We start from the raw sequence: 17270 nt of genomic DNA, 5'->3' as shown, positions 1-17270 counted from the left end.
CTCCTTAAATAATAGGGCTGAAGCAATCTTGAATAGAGGCAGTGACTGCCTGCGCCGAAGCCTCTGCTGTCGTATCCACATGGATTCCGTATTTTTCAGCCTGCTCTTTCGTGCGTTCACCAATGCACACTACCGTTTTTTGCGACCACCACCGGCCAGCGTCTCCATTATACAAGTCATTGATTTTCCCCACAGCTGTCGTGACAGCTTTTCTACATGGGAAAATCACTGTATTAATGGAGTTATCCATCAGCAGCCGCTCAAGTGTATGATCTGAAGACACGGCACTCTTTAACACATGCCCTATGTCACTGCTGGCCTGGGGACCGATTTCTTTTATCCATTCTTCGCTTCCAATAGCATGAACGCTCTCTGTATGTCCCCACCGCTCTTTCGGACGAAATTCGGGAAGAACGCCGTAGTCCTTCCATTTTTCTTCTGCCCGGCGGGTTGCGGCTGTAAGAAGGCAGGTTACCTGTCTCAGGTCCAGACGCCAGTTCTTTAACTGAGACACAAACGCTTCAACGTCACTGGCTGTTTCAAATACAATTTCATCATAGGGAAGATTCTTTTGTAGGTGGGTAAGCTCCGGCAATGTTTCTTCCCATACCGGCCCTTCATACACCTCCGCCCCCTGACTCTTCCAATCGCTGCTCCATCTGCCTGCACCCGGTGTTGTCCGCACATGCCATATGTAGCGGCCAAACAATGGAAGCTCTTCAAACCAGGTGGCGGACGGTCCAGCTTTAACGACGTTGCCGACCAGCGTAATCGAAGGGTTTTCAATCGCATGCTTCTGTACAATATCATTGATATCTGCCAGTGTGCCTTTAACTGTCCGCTGCTTGGAGTATGTGCCCCACTCGACTACCATCACGGCCGTATCCTTAGGCTTTCCCGCTTCTATGAGCCGCTTCGTTATAAAAGGCAGGTTTTTGACCCCCATGTAAAAAGCGACTGTATCAATGCTTTTGGCAAGCGGTTCCCAGTCCAGGTCCGGTTCTCCAGTTTCCTTTTTCGTATGGGCGGTAATCGCTGCAAAGCTTCCCGAATAATCGCGGTGAGTTACAGGTACTCCGGCATAAAGCGGGGCAGCTATACCAGAGGTGATGCCCGGAACAATTTCGTACTCGATACTGTTTTCCTCCATCACGGCCGCTTCTTCCCCGACTCTTCCAAACACACCAGGGTCACCGCCTTTAAGACGTACTACCCGTTTTCCCTCCCGGCTTTTTTCCACCATCATTTCCTGAATCACTTCCTGCCGCAGAATATGCTTCTGCGGCAGTTTTCCACAGTATATACGTTCCGCTTCAATCGGGGCCTGTTCCAGAAGAAGCGGGTTGACCAGCCTGTCATAAAAGATGACGTCTGCCTGCCGGATGCACTCTGCTCCGCGCACGGTAAGAAGACCTTCATTTCCGGGCCCTGCTCCTACTAAATACACTTTTCCAGCTGCCACCCAACCCCTCCTTTCTCTTTATTAAATGGTAAAAAAGGACACGGCTTTACAGCCCGCGTCCTCTACGTATCTTTCTTTATTGTTCTTCGATGTAATCCCAGTTCACTAACGCGTCCACCACTTCCTGGGCAGATTCTTCAATGGATTTTTGTTCCGTATTTACCGTGAGCTCCGGGTTTTCCGGTTCTTCATAGGGAGCGTTGATCCCGGTAAAGGAAGGAATTTCTCCGGAGCGGGCTTTTTTGTACAACCCTTTTGGGTCCCGCTCTTCACACGCTTCGAGGCTCGCCTCTACGTACACTTCGATAAATTCTCCATCCGGGAGCAGTTCACGCACCTGATGGCGGTCCTCCCGGTACGGGGAAATAAAAGCAGTGCTGACAATCTGGCCGCTGTCAACGAACAGCTTTGCCACTTCTCCGATGCGGCGGATGTTTTCTGTCCGGTCCTCCGGAGAAAAGCCAAGGTCCTTATTCAGGCCGTGGCGGACGTTATCTCCGTCGAGCACGTAAGTATGGCTGCCCCGTTCAAAAAGCTTCCGGGAAACGGCGTTTGCGAGCGTGGATTTACCGGATCCGGAAAGACCGGTAAACCATAGCACAAAGCTTTGATGCTTATTTTTTTCCTGACGTTCTTCTTTGGATACCGAGGCATCGTGCCAGACGATATCGGTGGATTTAGACCCCATCGTTTTCCTCCTGTCGTTTATGAATTGGAAGTCTGGCGCTGCATGCCGCGGATTAATACTTCCACGACCTCCGGACGGCTGAACTCTTTTGGAGGCATTTCGCCATTGGTCAGCATGGCGCGCACCTTCGTACCGGAAAGAATGACATGGTCAGCTTTGTCGTGCGGGCACGTTTTGGCTGTTGCCATGTTTTCACATTTCAGGCAGTAGAAGGAATGCTCAAAGAAGCGCAGCTGAATGCCAAGTTCTTCAAACGTAAACTCGGAGAAAATTTCCTGAGCGTCATACGTGCCGTAATAGTCACCGACACCAGCATGGTCACGGCCTACAATAAAGTGGGTGCAGCCGTAATTTTTCCGGACCATGGCATGGAATATTGCTTCCCTCGGCCCGGCGTAGCGCATAGCAGCAGGAAATACGGCTAAAAACGTCCGGTTCTCAGGGTAATATTCATCAAGAATGGTTTCATAGCTTTCCATACGCACATCGGCAGGAATATCATCTGATTTTGTTGCTCCGACAAGCGGATTTAAAAACAGGCCGTCCACGGTTTCAAGCGCTGCTTTTTGAATATATTCATGCGCCCGGTGAACAGGGTTTCTCGTCTGAAAACCGACTACGGTATTCCAGCCGCGGCTTTCAAACGCGCTGCGCGTTTCTTCCGGGTCCAGATAATAGTTTTCAAACTGTTCGTGGCTGATTTCTTTTACAAGCGTGATTTTACCGGAAACATACGTGTCCGGACGATCGTACATTTTCTTTACGCCGGGGTGGGCTTCTTCTTCGGTGCGGTATACTTCTCTTGCTTCCCGCGTTTTATCCGGAGCATAGAATCCTTCAAGTTCAATCGTACCGTACGTTTCTCCGTCAAAAACCAGAAGGGCTTCCTCTCCTGCTTTCAATTCCTCCGCTTTTTCCTTCGTAACCGGAAGGGTAATAGGAATACTCCAGACTGTACCGTCCGCCAGGCGCATCGAAGAAACCACCGAGTTGTAGTCCTCTTCGCTCATGAAGCCTTCAAGCGGACTGAATGCTCCGTTTGAAAGCAGTTCAAGGTCAGATAAAGCGACCTCATCAAGCTCAATTTGTTTTTGAATGGATGAAACGTCTTTGTTCAAGTCCTTACGATTTACTAATTTCCCACCGTGCGGTGTGCTTAAAGCCATGATCATCGTCCCTTCTTCATCTTAATTCATCAGCGGTGCAGGCCACATTCTGTTTTTCCGCTTCCTGTCCAGCGTCCGCTGCGAAGGTCTTCGCCTTCGAGCACCTTTGCAGTGCACTGTACACAGCCGATACTTGGATAATTCTGCTCGTGCAGTTCATTGTAAGGAAGGCTGTTGTCTTCGATATAGGCCCAGATATCATCCCACGTCCAGTGGATTAGAGGACAGATTTTAATCGATTCAAACCGCTTATCTTCGTTTACAAACTGCGTGTTGCGACGCGTAAGTGACTGCGACCTGCGCAGGCCGGACATCCAGGCGCCGTACTGGCTCAATTCGTTTTCGAGGGGCTGCAGCTTCCGAATACTGCAGCAGCGGTCCGGATCTGTTTCCCAAAGTCTATCGCCTTCCTGGGCCGCCTGTTGTTTAGGCGAAAGTTCCGGCTTCAGCATTTTAATATTTAACTCCGGATACTTATCACGAACTGCATCAATTACATCATACGTTTCTTTAAAATGAAACTGGGTGTCGAGAAAAGCGATGGTTGCATCTGGTTTCACCTGGCTGATTAAATCGATCAATACAATTCCTTCAGCTCCGAAACTGCATGCGTATACTAAATCATCGCCGTATTCGCCGTAGGCCCAGCGGATAACTTCAAGCGCACTTTTTCCTTCCAGCACTTCGTTATTCACTTGCTCCAATTCATTTGTCTGCAGGGAATCATATACTATCATGCGCTTCCATCCCTTTCAATTTAATATTGTACCTGTTTCTATAAAAAATGAAAATCTTATTTTAAAGTCTTTGAAATCCTTAGTAAGTTTATCAGGTTTATTAGCTTATAGTATATTTTAGTGGCTTCCTTTTGCAAAGTCAACAATACAAATCGTTTAACTAGGGATTATTCATAGGGGAATTTTCCCGGTCATTCTATTTCCTGTTAGCATTAGCTTTCACATCAGTATTTATGGCATAATATAAAAGGATCTTACTTTTAAAAGCAGCATCGGTTCAGCGCACAATTTTTAGGAGGTTACGAATGAAATTTATTGATAATGAAGGCATTAATGACCCAAGAATCAATTTAGCCATTGAAGAATTTGCTTTAAAAAACATGGATCTCGGCAAAGACGAAATGTATTTGCTTTTTTATGTAAATAAACCTTCCATTATTATTGGGAAAAATCAAAATACAATTGAAGAAATCAACACCGATTATGTGGAGAAGCACAACATTCAGGTGGTACGGCGCCTTTCCGGTGGCGGGGCAGTCTACCACGATTTAGGCAATTTGAATTTCAGCTTTTTAACCAAAGATGATGGCAACAGCTTTCAAAATTTCCAAAAATTCACTCAGCCGATCGTCGATGCTTTGAATAATATAGGGGTTCCAGCCGAAATGTCGGGGCGTAATGATTTACAGGCGAACGGGAAAAAAATTTCCGGCAATGCCCAGTTTGCCACAAAAGGGAGAATGTTCAGCCACGGCACCCTGATGCTCGATTCAGAAATTGAAAACGTCGTAGCTGCGCTGAATGTAAAAGACGAAAAAATCCGCTCGAAAGGGATCAAGTCCATTCGGAGCCGTGTAGGAAATATCAATGAGTTTTTGGATGAGCCATTGTCCGTAGAAGCCTTCAAACAGCTCATTCTTCGCTATATTTTTGGAAGCGACGAAGACATCGAGCAGTACCGCCTGACCGATGAGGACTGGAAGGAAATTCATAAGATATCCGAGGAACGTTACAGCAACTGGGACTGGAACTACGGCAGATCCCCGGCTTTTGATATACACCGCAGCAAAAAATTTGATGCCGGTATGCTCGACATCCGCTTCAACGTAAAAAAAGGCGTGATTCAGGAAACGAAAATATACGGTGACTTTTTTGGTACCGGGAACGTAGAGGATCTTCAGGAAGCACTTCAGGGTACGAAATATGAACGCGATGCCATCTACAAAACATTATCGCAGTTTGATCTGTATACGTATTTTGGAGCTATCTCCATTGATGAAGTCGTGGACTTAATTTATTAATTCAGATGATTTTTTTCGTAAAAATGGGAAATTACTCATTTTTTACGTGACCTTAGACCCTTATTTAAGTGTCTCCACTCCTCTACAATGAAATACTAGAGACTAATAACCCGGAAAAGGTGAGTAAATAAAATGGCATTAACAGAAATTGGTATTGATTTGGGAACCGCAAATATTCTTGTTTATACGAAAGAAAAAGGCATTATTCTTAACGAGCCTTCCGTTGTAGCGCTTCATATCGACACAAAAGAAGTCTACGCTGTAGGTACAGAAGCAAAAGAAATGGTTGGAAAAACTCCGGCCAATATTATCGCGACCCGCCCGATGAAAGAAGGCGTTATTGCAGATTATGATATTACGTCCGCAATGCTTTCTCATATCATGAAAAAAATTCAAAAAGAAGCAGGCTTTACTCTCCGCAAACCGAAGGTCGTAGTATGTACGCCGTGCGATTCCACTTCTGTAGAACGCCGGGCTATCCGGGACGCAGTGCTTGGATGCGGGGCTAAATCTGTTTCCTTAATCGAAGAACCAATTGCAGCGGCGCTCGGGGCAGAGCTGCCTGTAGATGAACCTAAAGCGAACGTAATCGTCGATATTGGCGGGGGCACGACAGAGGTTGGCATTATTTCCTACGGCGGCATTGTTTCCTCCCGGGCGATCCGCCGCGGCGGAGACCATCTGGATGAAAGCATTACCCAGCATGTCCGCAAGGAATACAACATGCTGATCGGCGAACGGACCGCTGAAAATATCAAAATGGAGATCGGCTCCGCTATCCCTGACGGTGAAGTCCGTACGATGGAAATCCGGGGCAGAGACCTTGTGAACGGGCTGCCAAAAACCATTACTCTCGAGTCACCGGAAATCCACCGGGCTATCACAGAAACCCTCGAGCAGATTCTGGAAACCATTCGCGTTACTCTTGAGCAGTGTCCGCCGGAACTGAGCGGGGACATCGTCGATCAGGGAATTGTGCTTACTGGCGGGGGCGCGCTACTGAACGACCTTCAAGAGTGGCTGAGCCGCCAGATTGTAGTACCGGTCCACCTTGCATCATCACCTCTTGAGGCTGTCGCGATTGGTACCGGTAAATCGCTGGCAATGATCAACAGTCTGCAGAAAGCTTCTATGTAATAATCAAAGAATCGTCCCCTGGCCTAATAGCCCGGGGACGATTCTTTTATATTCGATAATAGATTTTTCAAGTGTTTACTACTGTATCTGTTTTTGCAGCCACGGGTACAGGTGGTCCAGCAGTTCGTGGGAGAGATTGTCGTTCTGCTGTTTTAAGTACCTGCGATGCGTTTTCATAATCGAAAACTCTTCCGGCTGGTGTCTGAGAATATGATTCATCTCTTCGACTACATAAGCCTCCACCGGACCGCTTGTATGCTGAGCAATTGCACTGACGTCTTCCGCTTTCACCTGGGCATCTTTGCCGCCATTTACGGCAATCACGGGGATGCGCATGCGGTGAAAGGCCTCTCGCGGGTCATAGTCAGCGTGCTCTTGAAACCATTTTACGTTTACATTTTTATATTTTTTTGAAGCCTCTTCATCAAGCAGCTCCTTGAGCACTTTATGCTGCTTTTTGATCATCCGCTTGTTTACTTTCCCCGTCTTCAATGCACGGTAAAAGATCCCTTTCCCCTCACTTATTTCCCTTTCTACCGATTCTCCCTGTTCGAGTAAAATATCAAACAGTGGCTTAGGCGACGATGCGAGTGCCATCAGCCCCTGTACCTTTTCTTTTTCAGCCACTTTTGGAGCAATCGCCCCGCCTTCGCTGTGACCGAGAATGAAAATTTTCTCTTCATCAATTTCAGGGATCATTTTCAAAAGACGCACCGCAGCAGCACCATCTTCGATTAAATCCTGCAGCCCCGTCTCAAGGAAATCTCCTTCACTGCTCCCTGTGCCTCTCTTATCATAGCGCAGCGCCGCTATGCCCTGCTTTTCAAGCCAGGCCGCCAGTTGGTTATAAATGTTTAATTTCATCCCCGGGGCATTTCCATCGCGGTCTACAGGACCGCTCCCCCCAATTATCAGCACACCAGGCACTTTTTCATACCCGTTCTCAGGCACGGTGAGCGTTCCGTATAACGTTTCTGTTTGATCAAGTGTTATCAGCTGTTCCATGCTTTCACGCTCCATTAAAGGGTTTTTTATTAGTATTCCTATTTTTCGTTTAATAAAAACCTTTTTCACATTGATAATTATATTGACTAATTTGTATATACAAGTTAAAGTGAATTTATAAATTGGTATCGTTTTCAAATGCATTCACTTAAGGGGGAACAAAAATGGCAAAAATCACAAAGGAAGCCGTGGAAACGATTGTAGAAGCCGTGGGAGGCAATGAAAACATAGAAACAGTCACCCACTGCGTGACAAGACTGCGATTCGTTTTGTACGACGAAGAAAAAGTTGACAAGGAAAAGCTCACAAACCTCGAGCTTGTACGGGGAGCTTTTGCCTCCGGAGGCCAGTACCAGGTCGTCATCGGCCAGGGCACAGTAGACAAAGTGTATAAAGAGCTGATGAGCGTTACAGGCCGTTCTGAAGAAAGCGGCGGCCGTGCAGGAGACGAAGATTCTGAAAGCGATACCAGCGAAAAGCAGAAATCCGGCAAAAAACAGAATGGGTTTCAGCGGTTTATTCGCCTGCTCGCTGACATTTTCATTCCGATTCTTCCTGCCATTATCACTGCAGGGCTGCTGCTTGGTTTAAATAACCTGTTAACCGGCCCCGGCATATTTTTCGACGAAGCTGTCATTGAAGTATATCCGCAGTGGACCAGTTTTTCTGAAATTATTTTTATCATTGCAAACGCTTCATTTAACTTCCTTCCTGTTCTCATAGGGTGGTCGGCAGTCAGGCGGTTTGGAGGCAGTCCCCTCCTCGGTATTGTACTCGGGTTAATTTTCGTTCACCCGGAGCTTTTAAGCGCATATGCTTATGGTGATGCAAGTGCAAACAATGAAGTTCCAACCTGGGATTTATTTGGCTGGAACGTTGAGCAGGTCGGCTATCAGGGTCAGGTACTTCCAGTGCTTGTAGCCTCTTATGTACTGGCACAGATTGAAATCTTTCTTAGGAAACGAATTCCTGACTCCATCCAGGTGCTGCTGGTGGCACCGATCGCTCTGCTTGTTACCGGGTTCTTTACCTTTATTATTATCGGACCGGTTACATTTGGTCTTGGGAACGCGATTACCGACTTCTTCCTGTGGACCTTTGATCAATACGCATGGCTTGGCGGCCTGCTTTACGGTCTCCTTTATGCACCACTTGTTATTACCGGGCTCCACCATACATTCCTTGCGGTGGACCTGCAGCTTACAGCTTCAACTGACGGCACCTTCTTATGGCCGATTCTTGCTCTTTCCAACATCGCCCAGGGCTCTGCTGCTGTCGGTATAATGATTTTAGCCTGGAGAGATCAGAACATGCGGGGGCTCGCAGGCTCCGCCGGCCTTTCGGCGTACCTTGGCGTTACCGAGCCGGCATTATTCGGGGTCAACCTGCAGTACCGGTTCCCATTCTTCTGTGCGCTCATCAGCTCTGCCATCGCAGCAACGTTTATCAGTATTAATAACGTCCTGGCCTTTGCTGTCGGCGTCGGTGGTATTCCCGGCATCTTTTCCATCCGTCCGGGAGACTGGGGAGTGTTCTTTATCGGAATGCTGATTGTCATTATCCTCCCGATTGTATTAACCTATCTCTATGGGCGTATTCGCAAAGTAGAAGTTTAACTAATGAATTCAGGCGTCTGCTGGTCCACTTGGCAGGCGCCTTTGCTCCATACAGCATATATGCGAAAGGATGAGCAAAATGGAACCGTGGTGGAAACGCGCAGTTATTTACCAGATTTACCCTAAAAGCTTTAACGATACGACCGGGAACGGAGTAGGCGATCTCCCCGGTATTATCGAAAAGCTTGATTACCTTCAGGATCTAGGAATCGATGTTTTATGGCTAAATCCTGTGTACCCTTCTCCTCAAAAGGATAATGGATACGATATCAGCGATTATTATAATATTTACGATGTATATGGAACGATGGAGGACTTCGAGCGTCTGTTGACTGAAGCTCATGCTAAGGGCATGAAGATTATTATGGATATCGTTATTAACCATACCTCCACAGACCATGCCTGGTTTCAGGCTGCTTCGTCAGATGCCGCGAGCTCTTACCGCGACTATTACATTTGGAAGGACCCTGTAGAAGGAGACGTGCCAAACAACTGGGTGTCTAAATTTGGCGGATCTGCATGGCAGTGGCATGAGCCGACAAACCAGTACTACCTGCATCTGTTTGACGTCAGTCAGGCCGATTTGAACTGGGAAAATGAAGAACTGCGCCGTCAGCTGTACGACATGATGCACTACTGGTTCGATAAAGGTATTGATGGATTCCGGCTCGATGTCATCAATTTAATTTCAAAGGATCAGCGGTTTCCAAATGACGATATCGGCGATGGCCGCCGGTTTTATACGGACGGGCCGAGAGTGCACGAGTGGATGCATGAAATGAATCAAAACGTATTTGCCCCGCACGGAGCTATGACGGTCGGAGAAATGTCCTCCACAACGATCGACCATTGCATCAAATACACCCGCCCGGACCGGGAAGAACTGAGCATGACCTTTAATTTTCATCATTTAAAAGCGGATTACCCCGGAGGAGAAAAATGGACCCTGCCCGAATTCAATTTTGTGCAATTAAAAGAAACGTTATCGGACTGGCAAAGCGGTATGTATGAAGACGGTGGCTGGAACGCGCTTTTCTGGTGTAACCATGACCAGCCCCGCATTGTAAGCAGATACGCCGACGACGGCAAGTACCGCGTAGAATCGGCAAAGATGCTCGCAGCAACCATGCACTGTATGCGCGGAACCCCTTACGTCTATCAGGGCGAGGAGCTTGGGATGACGGACCCTTCCTACAGCTCCATTAACGACTACCGTGATGTGGAAACCATCAACTATTATGATATTATGCAAAAGCAGGGAAAAAGCCCTGAGGAAGCGTTCGCTGTCATTCAGGCCCGCTCCCGGGACAACGCACGTACGCCGATGCAGTGGGACGGATCGAAAAATGCCGGTTTCAGTGAAGTCGAGCCGTGGCTGCCGGTGCCGGAAAATTATACGTTCATTAATGCCAAAGAAGCGGTAAACGATCCGGAATCTGTGTATCATTTTTACAAAAAATTAATTCAGCTCCGCAAGGATTACAAAATCCTGACGACCGGGAATTACCAGCTTTATCTGCCGGATCACCCTTCTCTTTTCGCCTACACACGCGAGGACGAAGATGAAGCCTTACTCGTTATAAGTAATTTCTCATCTGATACGATTCAGGCCGGCAGGCTGGATCTTCCCCGAAAAGAAGTGGCGGGCACTGTCTTTGTCACCAATTACAAACGGGATAGCTTTTCCCTGGAAGCTGACAGTCTGCAGCCTTATGAAACAATCGTTCTGCATTATCAAAAATAGCCGTCCTGGGGTGTAACGAGCATGAGCACAAAAAGAAAATATCTAGACATCTATGAAGAAATAGCACGAGGCATCCGCAATGAGCAGTTTCAGCCTCATGCCCTGCTTCCTTCTGAGCATGAGCTTACTTCTATGTATGACACGTCACGGGAGACGATTCGAAAAGCCCTGAATCTGCTTTCCGAGCACGGGTATATTCAAAAAATACAGGGCAAGGGCTCCGTCGTGCTTGAAACTGGCAGGTTCGATTTTCCCGTTTCCGGGCTTGTCAGCTTTAAAGAGCTGGCGGAACAGACCGGCAGCAACAGTAAAACCCATGTGCATTCCTTAACTCTCTCTACTGTGCCCCCGGCGCTTCAGCATGCGCTCGAGGTTCAGGAAACGGAGCAGGTCTGGGAAGTAAAACGCCAGCGGAAAATGGATGGCGAAAACATTGTGCTCGACATTGACTACCTGCTTGAGCGCTGGGTGCCTGGTCTCACCGAAGACATTTGCGCTGATTCCATTTATGACTACGTGGAGAATAAACTGAAGCTTGTAATCAGCTTTGCGCGTAAGGAAATTACTATTGAAAAGCCGACGGAAGAAGATAAGCAGCTTCTTGATCTTTACCCGGATTCGAGTATTGCAGTCGTCCGAAACTATGTGTATCTCGATAATGCAGAATTATTTCAGTACACCGAGTCCAGGCACCGTTCGGATAAGTTCCGTTTTATCGACTTTGCCCGTCGTCACCGTTAAAATGGTATCAGGAGCAAGGTAAAGACAAATCAAAGGAGTGATTTCTCCTGTTTACTATACGGGATTATCCGGAGTTTTCCTGGTCGCTGTCGAGGCATAAAACGCTGCTTCAATGCGAACGACAGTATGCCCACCAGTATTACTCCTCACACAACGGCTGGCTGCGTAATGCGGATCCTTTTCCGCGTCATGTCTACCGGTTGAAAAATTTAACTAATCTCGAAATGCTGTTTGGGTCTATTGTGCATGATTTAGTGGAAGAAACGCTGAAAAAATATTTAACTGATGGCCATCTGCCGACAAAAGACACTTTGAAAGAAACGATCCGTACCCGTCTGAACGCAGGATTTATCGATTCTACCCAAAATGTCGAACAGTGGCGTAAAAAACCGAAACATACGACAATGCTCCATGAAATTTACTACGGAGAAGAGAAAAAGCTGCCCGCGGAGAAAATTAAAAAAATCCAGGACCGTCTTGAGGCTGTAGTAGAGCACATTTTAACCTGTGACACGTTACTCGAGCTTACTTCTGACCGGCCCACCTATTACCTCGAATCGGAAGAACTCCGCACGATGAGCCTTGAAAACACAAAGGTGTTTGCCGTTCTTGATTTTCTTTATAAAGATGAAGAAAACAATAAATGGGTAATCGTGGACTGGAAAACCGGCCTGCAGACAGAAGAAGATCCGTATCAGCTTGCGCTGTATGCGCAGTACGTCCTTGACTACTACCCGGAAACAGCGCTCGAGGATATCGTCGTGCGGAATGAATATCTGCTCGAAGGCACCAGTGTCGAACACAAGCTTGATCATTCCACTCTTCAGGAAGTCAGAGAGCTGCTCGTCCAGAGCGTGGAGCGTATGGCCGGCTTCCTTGAGGACAAAGAAGCCAATAAACCACTGCCGCTCGAGTATTTCAAAAAAACGACCAACACCTTCGCCTGCAAGCGGTGTAACTTTTATGAACTGTGCTTTCCGGAGCAGTAATAAAGCGGCATTCCGCTGCCATAAACGAAAAGTACCAGCGTCCGACTGCGGACGCTGGTACTTTTTTATTTCGGAGGCATACGGAGTGCGCCGTCCAAACGGATAGTTTCCCCGTTTAACATCGTGTTTTGGATAATTTCTTTCACAAGCGAGGCGTACTCATTCGGAAACCCGAGCCTTCTTGGAAAAGGAACGTTCTGTCCCAGCGTCTGTCTCGCTTTTTCCGGAAAGGACATATAAAAAGGAGTTTCGAACAAGCCCGGAGCGATAGCCATGACGCGTATGCCAAAGTCTGAAAGCTCTCTGGCCGCCGGCGCCGTCAGGCTCCATATGCCTCCTTTAGAGGCACTGTAGGCAGCCTGGCCGACCTGGCCTTCGTAGGCTGCGATCGAAGATGTATTAATAATGATGCCTCTTTCTCCCTGTTCATTTGGTTCATTATGTCTCATCGCATCTGCACCGAGCCGGAGCATATTAAACGTTCCAACCAGATTCGTCTGAATAACGCGGTTGAAATGCTCCAGGGAATGCGAATCCTTTTTATTCAAAATCTTCTCTGCAAGTCCAAGAGCTGCGCAATTGACTACACCGTCAATACGCCCGAACGTTTCTATTGTTTCATCAATAGTTGCTTTTCCTTTTTCATCTGAAGTAACGTCCATTTCAATAAAAATGGCGCTGTCCCCAAGCTCTTTTGCTCTTTTTCTTCCGGGTCTCACCTCAAAATCGGCGATAACCACCTTCGCACCGTTTTCTACAAGCATATTCGCCGTAGCACCGCCAAGTCCGGATGCACCGCCCGGCAGTAAAAAGACTTTTCCGTTAATATCCATACTGCTTCCTCCCCTGTCTGTTCCTAAAGTATAAGCCACTACTGTCATTCTAACTTATAATTACCCTAAAGAACCATTCATCAAAAGTATATCCGCCTCCCTTTTCGGGAATATTTAAAAAAACGTGTAGATTCCTTTTTACAGTGGGAAGGTTATAATAAGAAAAGATGGATAGTATGTCCGCCAAAGGAAAGGAATGGAATGGCCCATGAAACAAACGACCGGCTGGATGATTTTAAGGTTTGTCATCGTTATAATAGCCGCTTTCGCCCTCGCATGGGCGATTGGCAAGATTTTTTCCTATACGTATCCGTTCTGGATCGCTGCTTTTTTCGCTTGGATGCTTATGCCGCTTACGAGATGGCTTCATTATAAACTGCGACTGCCAAATGGGATAGCTGCCCTTGTCGGGCTCCTTCTTACTTTAAGTATCGTTGGAGGCATTATTACCGGACTGATCTTTCTTTCAATTGAAATATTCAATGTGATCGCTGAGAAGGGTCCCGCGTGGATGGAGAATACCTTTCAGCAGATGCAGAATTTTTACAATGAAAACATCCTTCCCTTTTGGGAAAGAGCTACCGGAGCCGCTTCCGGCATTGGCGGTCAGTCTTCTGTAGATCAGGGGATAGCCCAGCTTGGGAGCCAGCTCGGCTCTGGCCTTGGCTCGGTCGCCCAAACCATTGCCGACGCTTTGACCCAATTAATTTTAGGTATCCCTACGCTTTTGATTGTCCTGTTATTTATCGTACTCGCTATTTATTTTATTGGAAAAGACTGGAACCGATACGCCGGGAAAATGAAATTGGCCCTGCCTCCCTTTGTTATTGAGCGGTTGAAAGCTTTTTATCAGGCCATGTGGGCGAGAGTGTTCGGCTACATCCGGGCACAGCTGATCCTTATGCTTGTGACGGGCGTTATTGTGCTAATCGGCCTTCTTATCATGAGAGTCGAAGGAGCTTACTGGCTTGCGGCCATCGTTGGTGTCGCTGAATTTCTTCCTTATTTGGGCACCGGCACTATTTTAATTCCGTGGGGAGTGTATCTGATTCTGACGGGCAATTTCGGTCTTGGGCTCGGTCTATTGATCCTTTACACCATTACAATGATTGTCCGGCAGATTATCGAGCCAAAAGTGCTCTCTTCGAGCATGAATCTTAATCCGCTCGCCGTGCTGATTTCCCTGTTTGCCGGCCTGCAAATGTTTGGAGCTGTTGGTCTGCTGGCGGGGCCTGCCATTTTGGTTCTATTTATTATTCTTTGGGATATTGGTGTTGCGAAAGATATCTCCCGCTTTATCCGATACGGCTTTGATAAATAAAGCGTCCTTCACCACGGAAAAGACGCCTGGCACCTTTTGGAACGACCACGGTTTCTTTTCCGTAACTTCTGTTATGATTACCCCCAATTAGGGAACGGAGTACTATACTTATTATTTTGATTCAGAAAGGGTGTCAACATTGGATTCAACAACCGTTCATTCATCTAATGAAGAAGAAATACTGGCCGCCTGGCAAAAGGCCGATGATGCTTTCGCTCCCTGGGCTTCTCTGCCTATAGAGAAACGGCTGAGCTACATACAGCTGCTTCGTTTTACTATTAGCGAGCTTCGCGAAGAGATTGCTGACATTATCTCCTCCGCTACAGGAAAACCACCTATTGAAGCCATGGGTTCTGAAGTCATTCCAGTGCTTGAAGCACTGCGCCACATTGAAAAAGAAGCTCCCGGCCTTTTCAACCGTGAGCGGGTCAGAACCCCAATGATTTTCATGGGTAAAAATTCATCAATTATCCGGAAGCCCCGAGGAAAAATTGCTATTATCTCTCCATGGAATTTTCCGTTTCAGCTTTCTCTTATCCCTGTTGTCGAAGCTCTGACCGCAGGAAACTGCGTGCTTTTAAAGCCTTCCGCAGAAACGCCGCTTGCGAGCCTTCTTCTTGAAAAAATCTCGGGGCTTTTTCCTGAGGGAGTTTTTCAAGTCCTTCACGGCGGAGCTGAAACTGGACGCTTAATGATTGAGCAGCAGCCGGACTACATTCATTTCACGGGCTCGGTCGCGACAGGAAAGGTTATCCAGAAGCAGGCCGCCGAGCATTTGATCCCTACCACCCTCGAACTTGGCGGAAAGGATGCTATGGTCGTTCATGAGGATGCAAACGTGGAACGGGCGGCGAATGCTGCTTCCTGGGGGGCTTTCATGAACAGCGGCCAGGTCTGTTTATCTGTCGAGCGCGTGATAGTGCACGAAGAGGTTCAGGAGGAATTTTTGAACAGTGTACGCAGTACCATCGCCGGTCTGCGCCGGGATGGCGACAAGGAGTATGAAATCGGTCGGATGACGACAAAAAAGCAGTGGGATATTGTCTACAGCCAGGTCCAGGAAGCACTTGACCAGGGGGCCGAACAAATAGCCGGGAAACCTCCGGAACAGTGGGACGACCAAACCCTGACAATCGAACCGGTTGTTTTGACTGGAGTAACCGGAGAAATGCGGGTATGGAAGGAAGAGACTTTCGGTCCTGTATTTTCAGTACGGACCTATTCTACAATAGACGAGGCGCTCGAGCTGTTCAACGATACCGTTTACGGTCTGAGCGGATCCATTTTCACTTCCGATCAGGAGCTTGCGGCAAACTTCACTGCAAAGGTCCGCACGGGCAACTTCATGATCAATGATGTAATATCCCACGCTGCCAATCACTACCTTCCTTATGGAGGCACGAAACAGAGCGGCATTGGATCCTACCACTCCACCGCAGGCATGCGTTCATTCAGTATTGAAACGTCCGTTATGAGTGCAAGAGGGAGTATGAACAGCGAAATTTTATGGTATCCTTATGAAGGAAAGTTCGAATCACTTTCGCAGATCATCGACTATTACTATGGCAGAAACCGTAACTGGAAATCATTTTTGCAAACGTTTATGGGCCTCACACGCCGGCCGTAATGCTGATGTTTTCCGCCTGCCTTTAGGAGCATGAAAAATGGGAAGTTCATCAAAATGGAGAGCATTCACCCCGAAAAAGCTGTGGGACCGTGTTAAGCAGACACTTCAGCCTGCTTCCGCGAACGGGGAAAAATCAAACAGCAGACTGGACCGGCGGCGGCAGCACAAAGAGCGTCAAAAGGACACACGCCTGTATAAGACATCGCTTTATGCGTTTTATACAATGTGTGTACTGCTGATGCTTATGCCCTTTGTTTATTTTCTACCGTGGCCATCCATTGCCACCTGGCTGGTCGTGCTGATTCTGCTTACGCTCGGAACAACAACAACCCTCGCTGCAATCACAATAAAAAAGCAGTCACATCACGTGCCGCTTTTATACATGTGGTTTATTCTGCTCATGTCTGCATTATTATTAATTATCTACCTGGGCATACTTATTTATTTTCGTTTTTTTCTGCTTTAATCGCCCCGGTCTACTTTTTAAGGTATGGATCGAGTGTTTTATCCTGAAGTGGTTTGTACTGCATCTCGTAGGTTGCTTCGGGCACTGGAAGGAGGCCGGCTTGTTCGGCCTCCTTTGCTGTTTTTGCCGTGTATACTACCGGAATGCCGCTCCAATTGATGGCAGCTTCACACATTGGGCACGGCTCACCGCTCGTATACAGCTCGCAGTCACTTAAATCCGTAGTTTCTAAGAGCCGCGAAGCGGTCCTTATTGCTTCGAGCTCAGCATGAGTCGTCGGATCGAAGGTTTTAAACGTTTTGTTCCCTTCCTCTGCCACTATTTCCCCGTTCCGGACAATGACACACCCAAAAGGATCCCCTTCTCCTTCTTTTTTTACTCTCTGGGCCAACTGAACCGCCCGCTTCATTAAAGACTCATTGTACATAACCGTGCCC

At 47.5% G+C, this 17270-nt stretch carries 16 protein-coding genes; 9 read left to right on the top strand and 7 right to left on the bottom strand.

Annotated elements, in window-relative coordinates; genetic code table 11:
* Positions 1 to 4 precede the first annotated feature (4 nt).
* The 4 genes from cobA to ACTRXH_RS13230 all read right to left on the bottom strand — a co-directional run bounded on the left by cobA (position 5) and on the right by ACTRXH_RS13230 (position 4053).
* The gene (gene cobA / locus ACTRXH_RS13245; RefSeq protein WP_474282552.1) at positions 5 to 1462 is read right to left on the bottom strand and encodes a uroporphyrinogen-III C-methyltransferase; all 1458 of its coding nucleotides are present in this window, start codon (positions 1460 to 1462) and stop codon (positions 5 to 7) included.
* A 76-nt stretch (positions 1463 to 1538) separates the two neighbouring features.
* Positions 1539 to 2150 (bottom strand): adenylyl-sulfate kinase, encoded by a 612-nt coding sequence (cysC, locus tag ACTRXH_RS13240; RefSeq protein WP_474282550.1) that lies wholly within the window; start codon positions 2148 to 2150, stop codon positions 1539 to 1541.
* Positions 2151 to 2167: 17 nt separating this feature from the next.
* The gene (sat, locus tag ACTRXH_RS13235; protein ID WP_474263503.1) at positions 2168 to 3316 is read right to left on the bottom strand and encodes a sulfate adenylyltransferase; all 1149 of its coding nucleotides are present in this window, start codon (positions 3314 to 3316) and stop codon (positions 2168 to 2170) included.
* 29 nt (positions 3317 to 3345) lie between these two features.
* The gene (locus tag ACTRXH_RS13230) at positions 3346 to 4053 is read right to left on the bottom strand and encodes a phosphoadenylyl-sulfate reductase (RefSeq protein ID WP_462864886.1); all 708 of its coding nucleotides are present in this window, start codon (positions 4051 to 4053) and stop codon (positions 3346 to 3348) included.
* A gap of 305 nt (positions 4054 to 4358) precedes the next feature.
* Here ACTRXH_RS13230 and ACTRXH_RS13225 point away from each other — a divergent pair, with 305 nt between their 5' ends.
* Together ACTRXH_RS13225 and mreBH are read left to right on the top strand one after the other, a co-directional pair.
* Positions 4359 to 5354 carry a lipoate--protein ligase gene (locus ACTRXH_RS13225; protein WP_474282548.1) on the top strand — a complete coding sequence of 332 codons (996 nt, stop codon included), beginning with the start codon at positions 4359 to 4361 and terminating at the stop codon, positions 5352 to 5354.
* A 132-nt stretch (positions 5355 to 5486) separates the two neighbouring features.
* On the top strand, positions 5487 to 6491 hold the full coding sequence (gene mreBH / locus ACTRXH_RS13220; RefSeq protein ID WP_474263499.1) for a rod-share determining protein MreBH: 1005 nt from the start codon (positions 5487 to 5489) through the stop codon (positions 6489 to 6491).
* A 78-nt stretch (positions 6492 to 6569) separates the two neighbouring features.
* Here the strand turns inward: mreBH and ACTRXH_RS13215 are convergent, their stop codons facing one another.
* Positions 6570 to 7496 carry an alpha/beta hydrolase family protein gene (locus ACTRXH_RS13215; protein ID WP_474263497.1) on the bottom strand — a complete coding sequence of 309 codons (927 nt, stop codon included), beginning with the start codon at positions 7494 to 7496 and terminating at the stop codon, positions 6570 to 6572.
* A 164-nt stretch (positions 7497 to 7660) separates the two neighbouring features.
* Between ACTRXH_RS13215 and treP the strand changes: the two genes are divergently transcribed.
* The 4 genes from treP to ACTRXH_RS13195 all read left to right on the top strand — a co-directional run bounded on the left by treP (position 7661) and on the right by ACTRXH_RS13195 (position 12586).
* Positions 7661 to 9112 carry a PTS system trehalose-specific EIIBC component gene (gene treP, locus ACTRXH_RS13210; protein WP_474263495.1) on the top strand — a complete coding sequence of 484 codons (1452 nt, stop codon included), beginning with the start codon at positions 7661 to 7663 and terminating at the stop codon, positions 9110 to 9112.
* A 79-nt stretch (positions 9113 to 9191) separates the two neighbouring features.
* Positions 9192 to 10856 carry an alpha,alpha-phosphotrehalase gene (treC, locus tag ACTRXH_RS13205; protein WP_474282546.1) on the top strand — a complete coding sequence of 555 codons (1665 nt, stop codon included), beginning with the start codon at positions 9192 to 9194 and terminating at the stop codon, positions 10854 to 10856.
* 21 nt (positions 10857 to 10877) lie between these two features.
* Positions 10878 to 11597 carry a trehalose operon repressor gene (gene treR / locus ACTRXH_RS13200; RefSeq protein WP_474263491.1) on the top strand — a complete coding sequence of 240 codons (720 nt, stop codon included), beginning with the start codon at positions 10878 to 10880 and terminating at the stop codon, positions 11595 to 11597.
* A 47-nt stretch (positions 11598 to 11644) separates the two neighbouring features.
* Complete coding sequence (locus tag ACTRXH_RS13195; RefSeq protein ID WP_474282589.1) at positions 11645 to 12586, top strand: PD-(D/E)XK nuclease family protein; 942 nt, start codon at positions 11645 to 11647, stop codon at positions 12584 to 12586.
* Between the two features lie 65 nt (positions 12587 to 12651).
* Here ACTRXH_RS13195 and ACTRXH_RS13190 read toward each other — a convergent pair whose 3' ends face one another.
* Positions 12652 to 13419, bottom strand: a complete 768-nt coding sequence (locus tag ACTRXH_RS13190; protein WP_474282544.1) for a 3-hydroxyacyl-CoA dehydrogenase — start codon at positions 13417 to 13419, stop codon at positions 12652 to 12654.
* 208 nt (positions 13420 to 13627) lie between these two features.
* Between ACTRXH_RS13190 and ytvI the strand changes: the two genes are divergently transcribed.
* The 3 genes from ytvI (at position 13628) to ACTRXH_RS13175 (ending at position 16833) form a co-directional block, all read left to right on the top strand.
* On the top strand, positions 13628 to 14740 hold the full coding sequence (gene ytvI, locus ACTRXH_RS13185; RefSeq protein WP_474282542.1) for a sporulation integral membrane protein YtvI: 1113 nt from the start codon (positions 13628 to 13630) through the stop codon (positions 14738 to 14740).
* A gap of 139 nt (positions 14741 to 14879) precedes the next feature.
* Positions 14880 to 16367 carry an aldehyde dehydrogenase family protein gene (locus tag ACTRXH_RS13180; protein ID WP_474282540.1) on the top strand — a complete coding sequence of 496 codons (1488 nt, stop codon included), beginning with the start codon at positions 14880 to 14882 and terminating at the stop codon, positions 16365 to 16367.
* Positions 16368 to 16404: 37 nt separating this feature from the next.
* Entirely contained in the window at positions 16405 to 16833 is a 429-nt protein-coding gene (locus ACTRXH_RS13175) for a hypothetical protein (RefSeq protein ID WP_474278685.1), read from the top strand.
* Between the two features lie 10 nt (positions 16834 to 16843).
* Here ACTRXH_RS13175 and ACTRXH_RS13170 read toward each other — a convergent pair whose 3' ends face one another.
* Positions 16844 to 17260 carry a nucleoside deaminase gene (locus tag ACTRXH_RS13170; RefSeq protein ID WP_474278687.1) on the bottom strand — a complete coding sequence of 139 codons (417 nt, stop codon included), beginning with the start codon at positions 17258 to 17260 and terminating at the stop codon, positions 16844 to 16846.
* Positions 17261 to 17270: the final 10 nt, after the last annotated feature.

The organism is Marinococcus sp. LNHM5E3-2.1 (genome assembly GCF_056034365.1).
The sequence above is the reverse complement of the archived record's forward strand: the minus strand, read 5'-3'. Positions and strand labels throughout refer to the sequence as shown.

What these genes read in the sequence shown, in the direction of transcription:
- ACTRXH_RS13190 (WP_474282544.1), bottom strand. Translation starts at nt 13,419, where the DNA reads ATGGATATTAACGGAAAAGTCTTTTTACTGCCGGGCGGTGCATCCGGA.
- cysC (WP_474282550.1), bottom strand. Translation starts at nt 2,150, where the DNA reads ATGGGGTCTAAATCCACCGATATCGTCTGGCACGATGCCTCGGTATCC.
- treP (WP_474263495.1), top strand. Translation starts at nt 7,661, where the DNA reads ATGGCAAAAATCACAAAGGAAGCCGTGGAAACGATTGTAGAAGCCGTG.
- ACTRXH_RS13215 (WP_474263497.1), bottom strand. Translation starts at nt 7,496, where the DNA reads ATGGAACAGCTGATAACACTTGATCAAACAGAAACGTTATACGGAACG.
- treC (WP_474282546.1), top strand. Translation starts at nt 9,192, where the DNA reads ATGGAACCGTGGTGGAAACGCGCAGTTATTTACCAGATTTACCCTAAA.
- ACTRXH_RS13225 (WP_474282548.1), top strand. Translation starts at nt 4,359, where the DNA reads ATGAAATTTATTGATAATGAAGGCATTAATGACCCAAGAATCAATTTA.
- ACTRXH_RS13230 (WP_462864886.1), bottom strand. Translation starts at nt 4,053, where the DNA reads ATGATAGTATATGATTCCCTGCAGACAAATGAATTGGAGCAAGTGAAT.
- ACTRXH_RS13175 (WP_474278685.1), top strand. Translation starts at nt 16,405, where the DNA reads ATGGGAAGTTCATCAAAATGGAGAGCATTCACCCCGAAAAAGCTGTGG.
- ACTRXH_RS13170 (WP_474278687.1), bottom strand. Translation starts at nt 17,260, where the DNA reads ATGTACAATGAGTCTTTAATGAAGCGGGCGGTTCAGTTGGCCCAGAGA.
- treR (WP_474263491.1), top strand. Translation starts at nt 10,878, where the DNA reads ATGAGCACAAAAAGAAAATATCTAGACATCTATGAAGAAATAGCACGA.
- mreBH (WP_474263499.1), top strand. Translation starts at nt 5,487, where the DNA reads ATGGCATTAACAGAAATTGGTATTGATTTGGGAACCGCAAATATTCTT.
- ytvI (WP_474282542.1), top strand. Translation starts at nt 13,628, where the DNA reads ATGAAACAAACGACCGGCTGGATGATTTTAAGGTTTGTCATCGTTATA.
- sat (WP_474263503.1), bottom strand. Translation starts at nt 3,316, where the DNA reads ATGGCTTTAAGCACACCGCACGGTGGGAAATTAGTAAATCGTAAGGAC.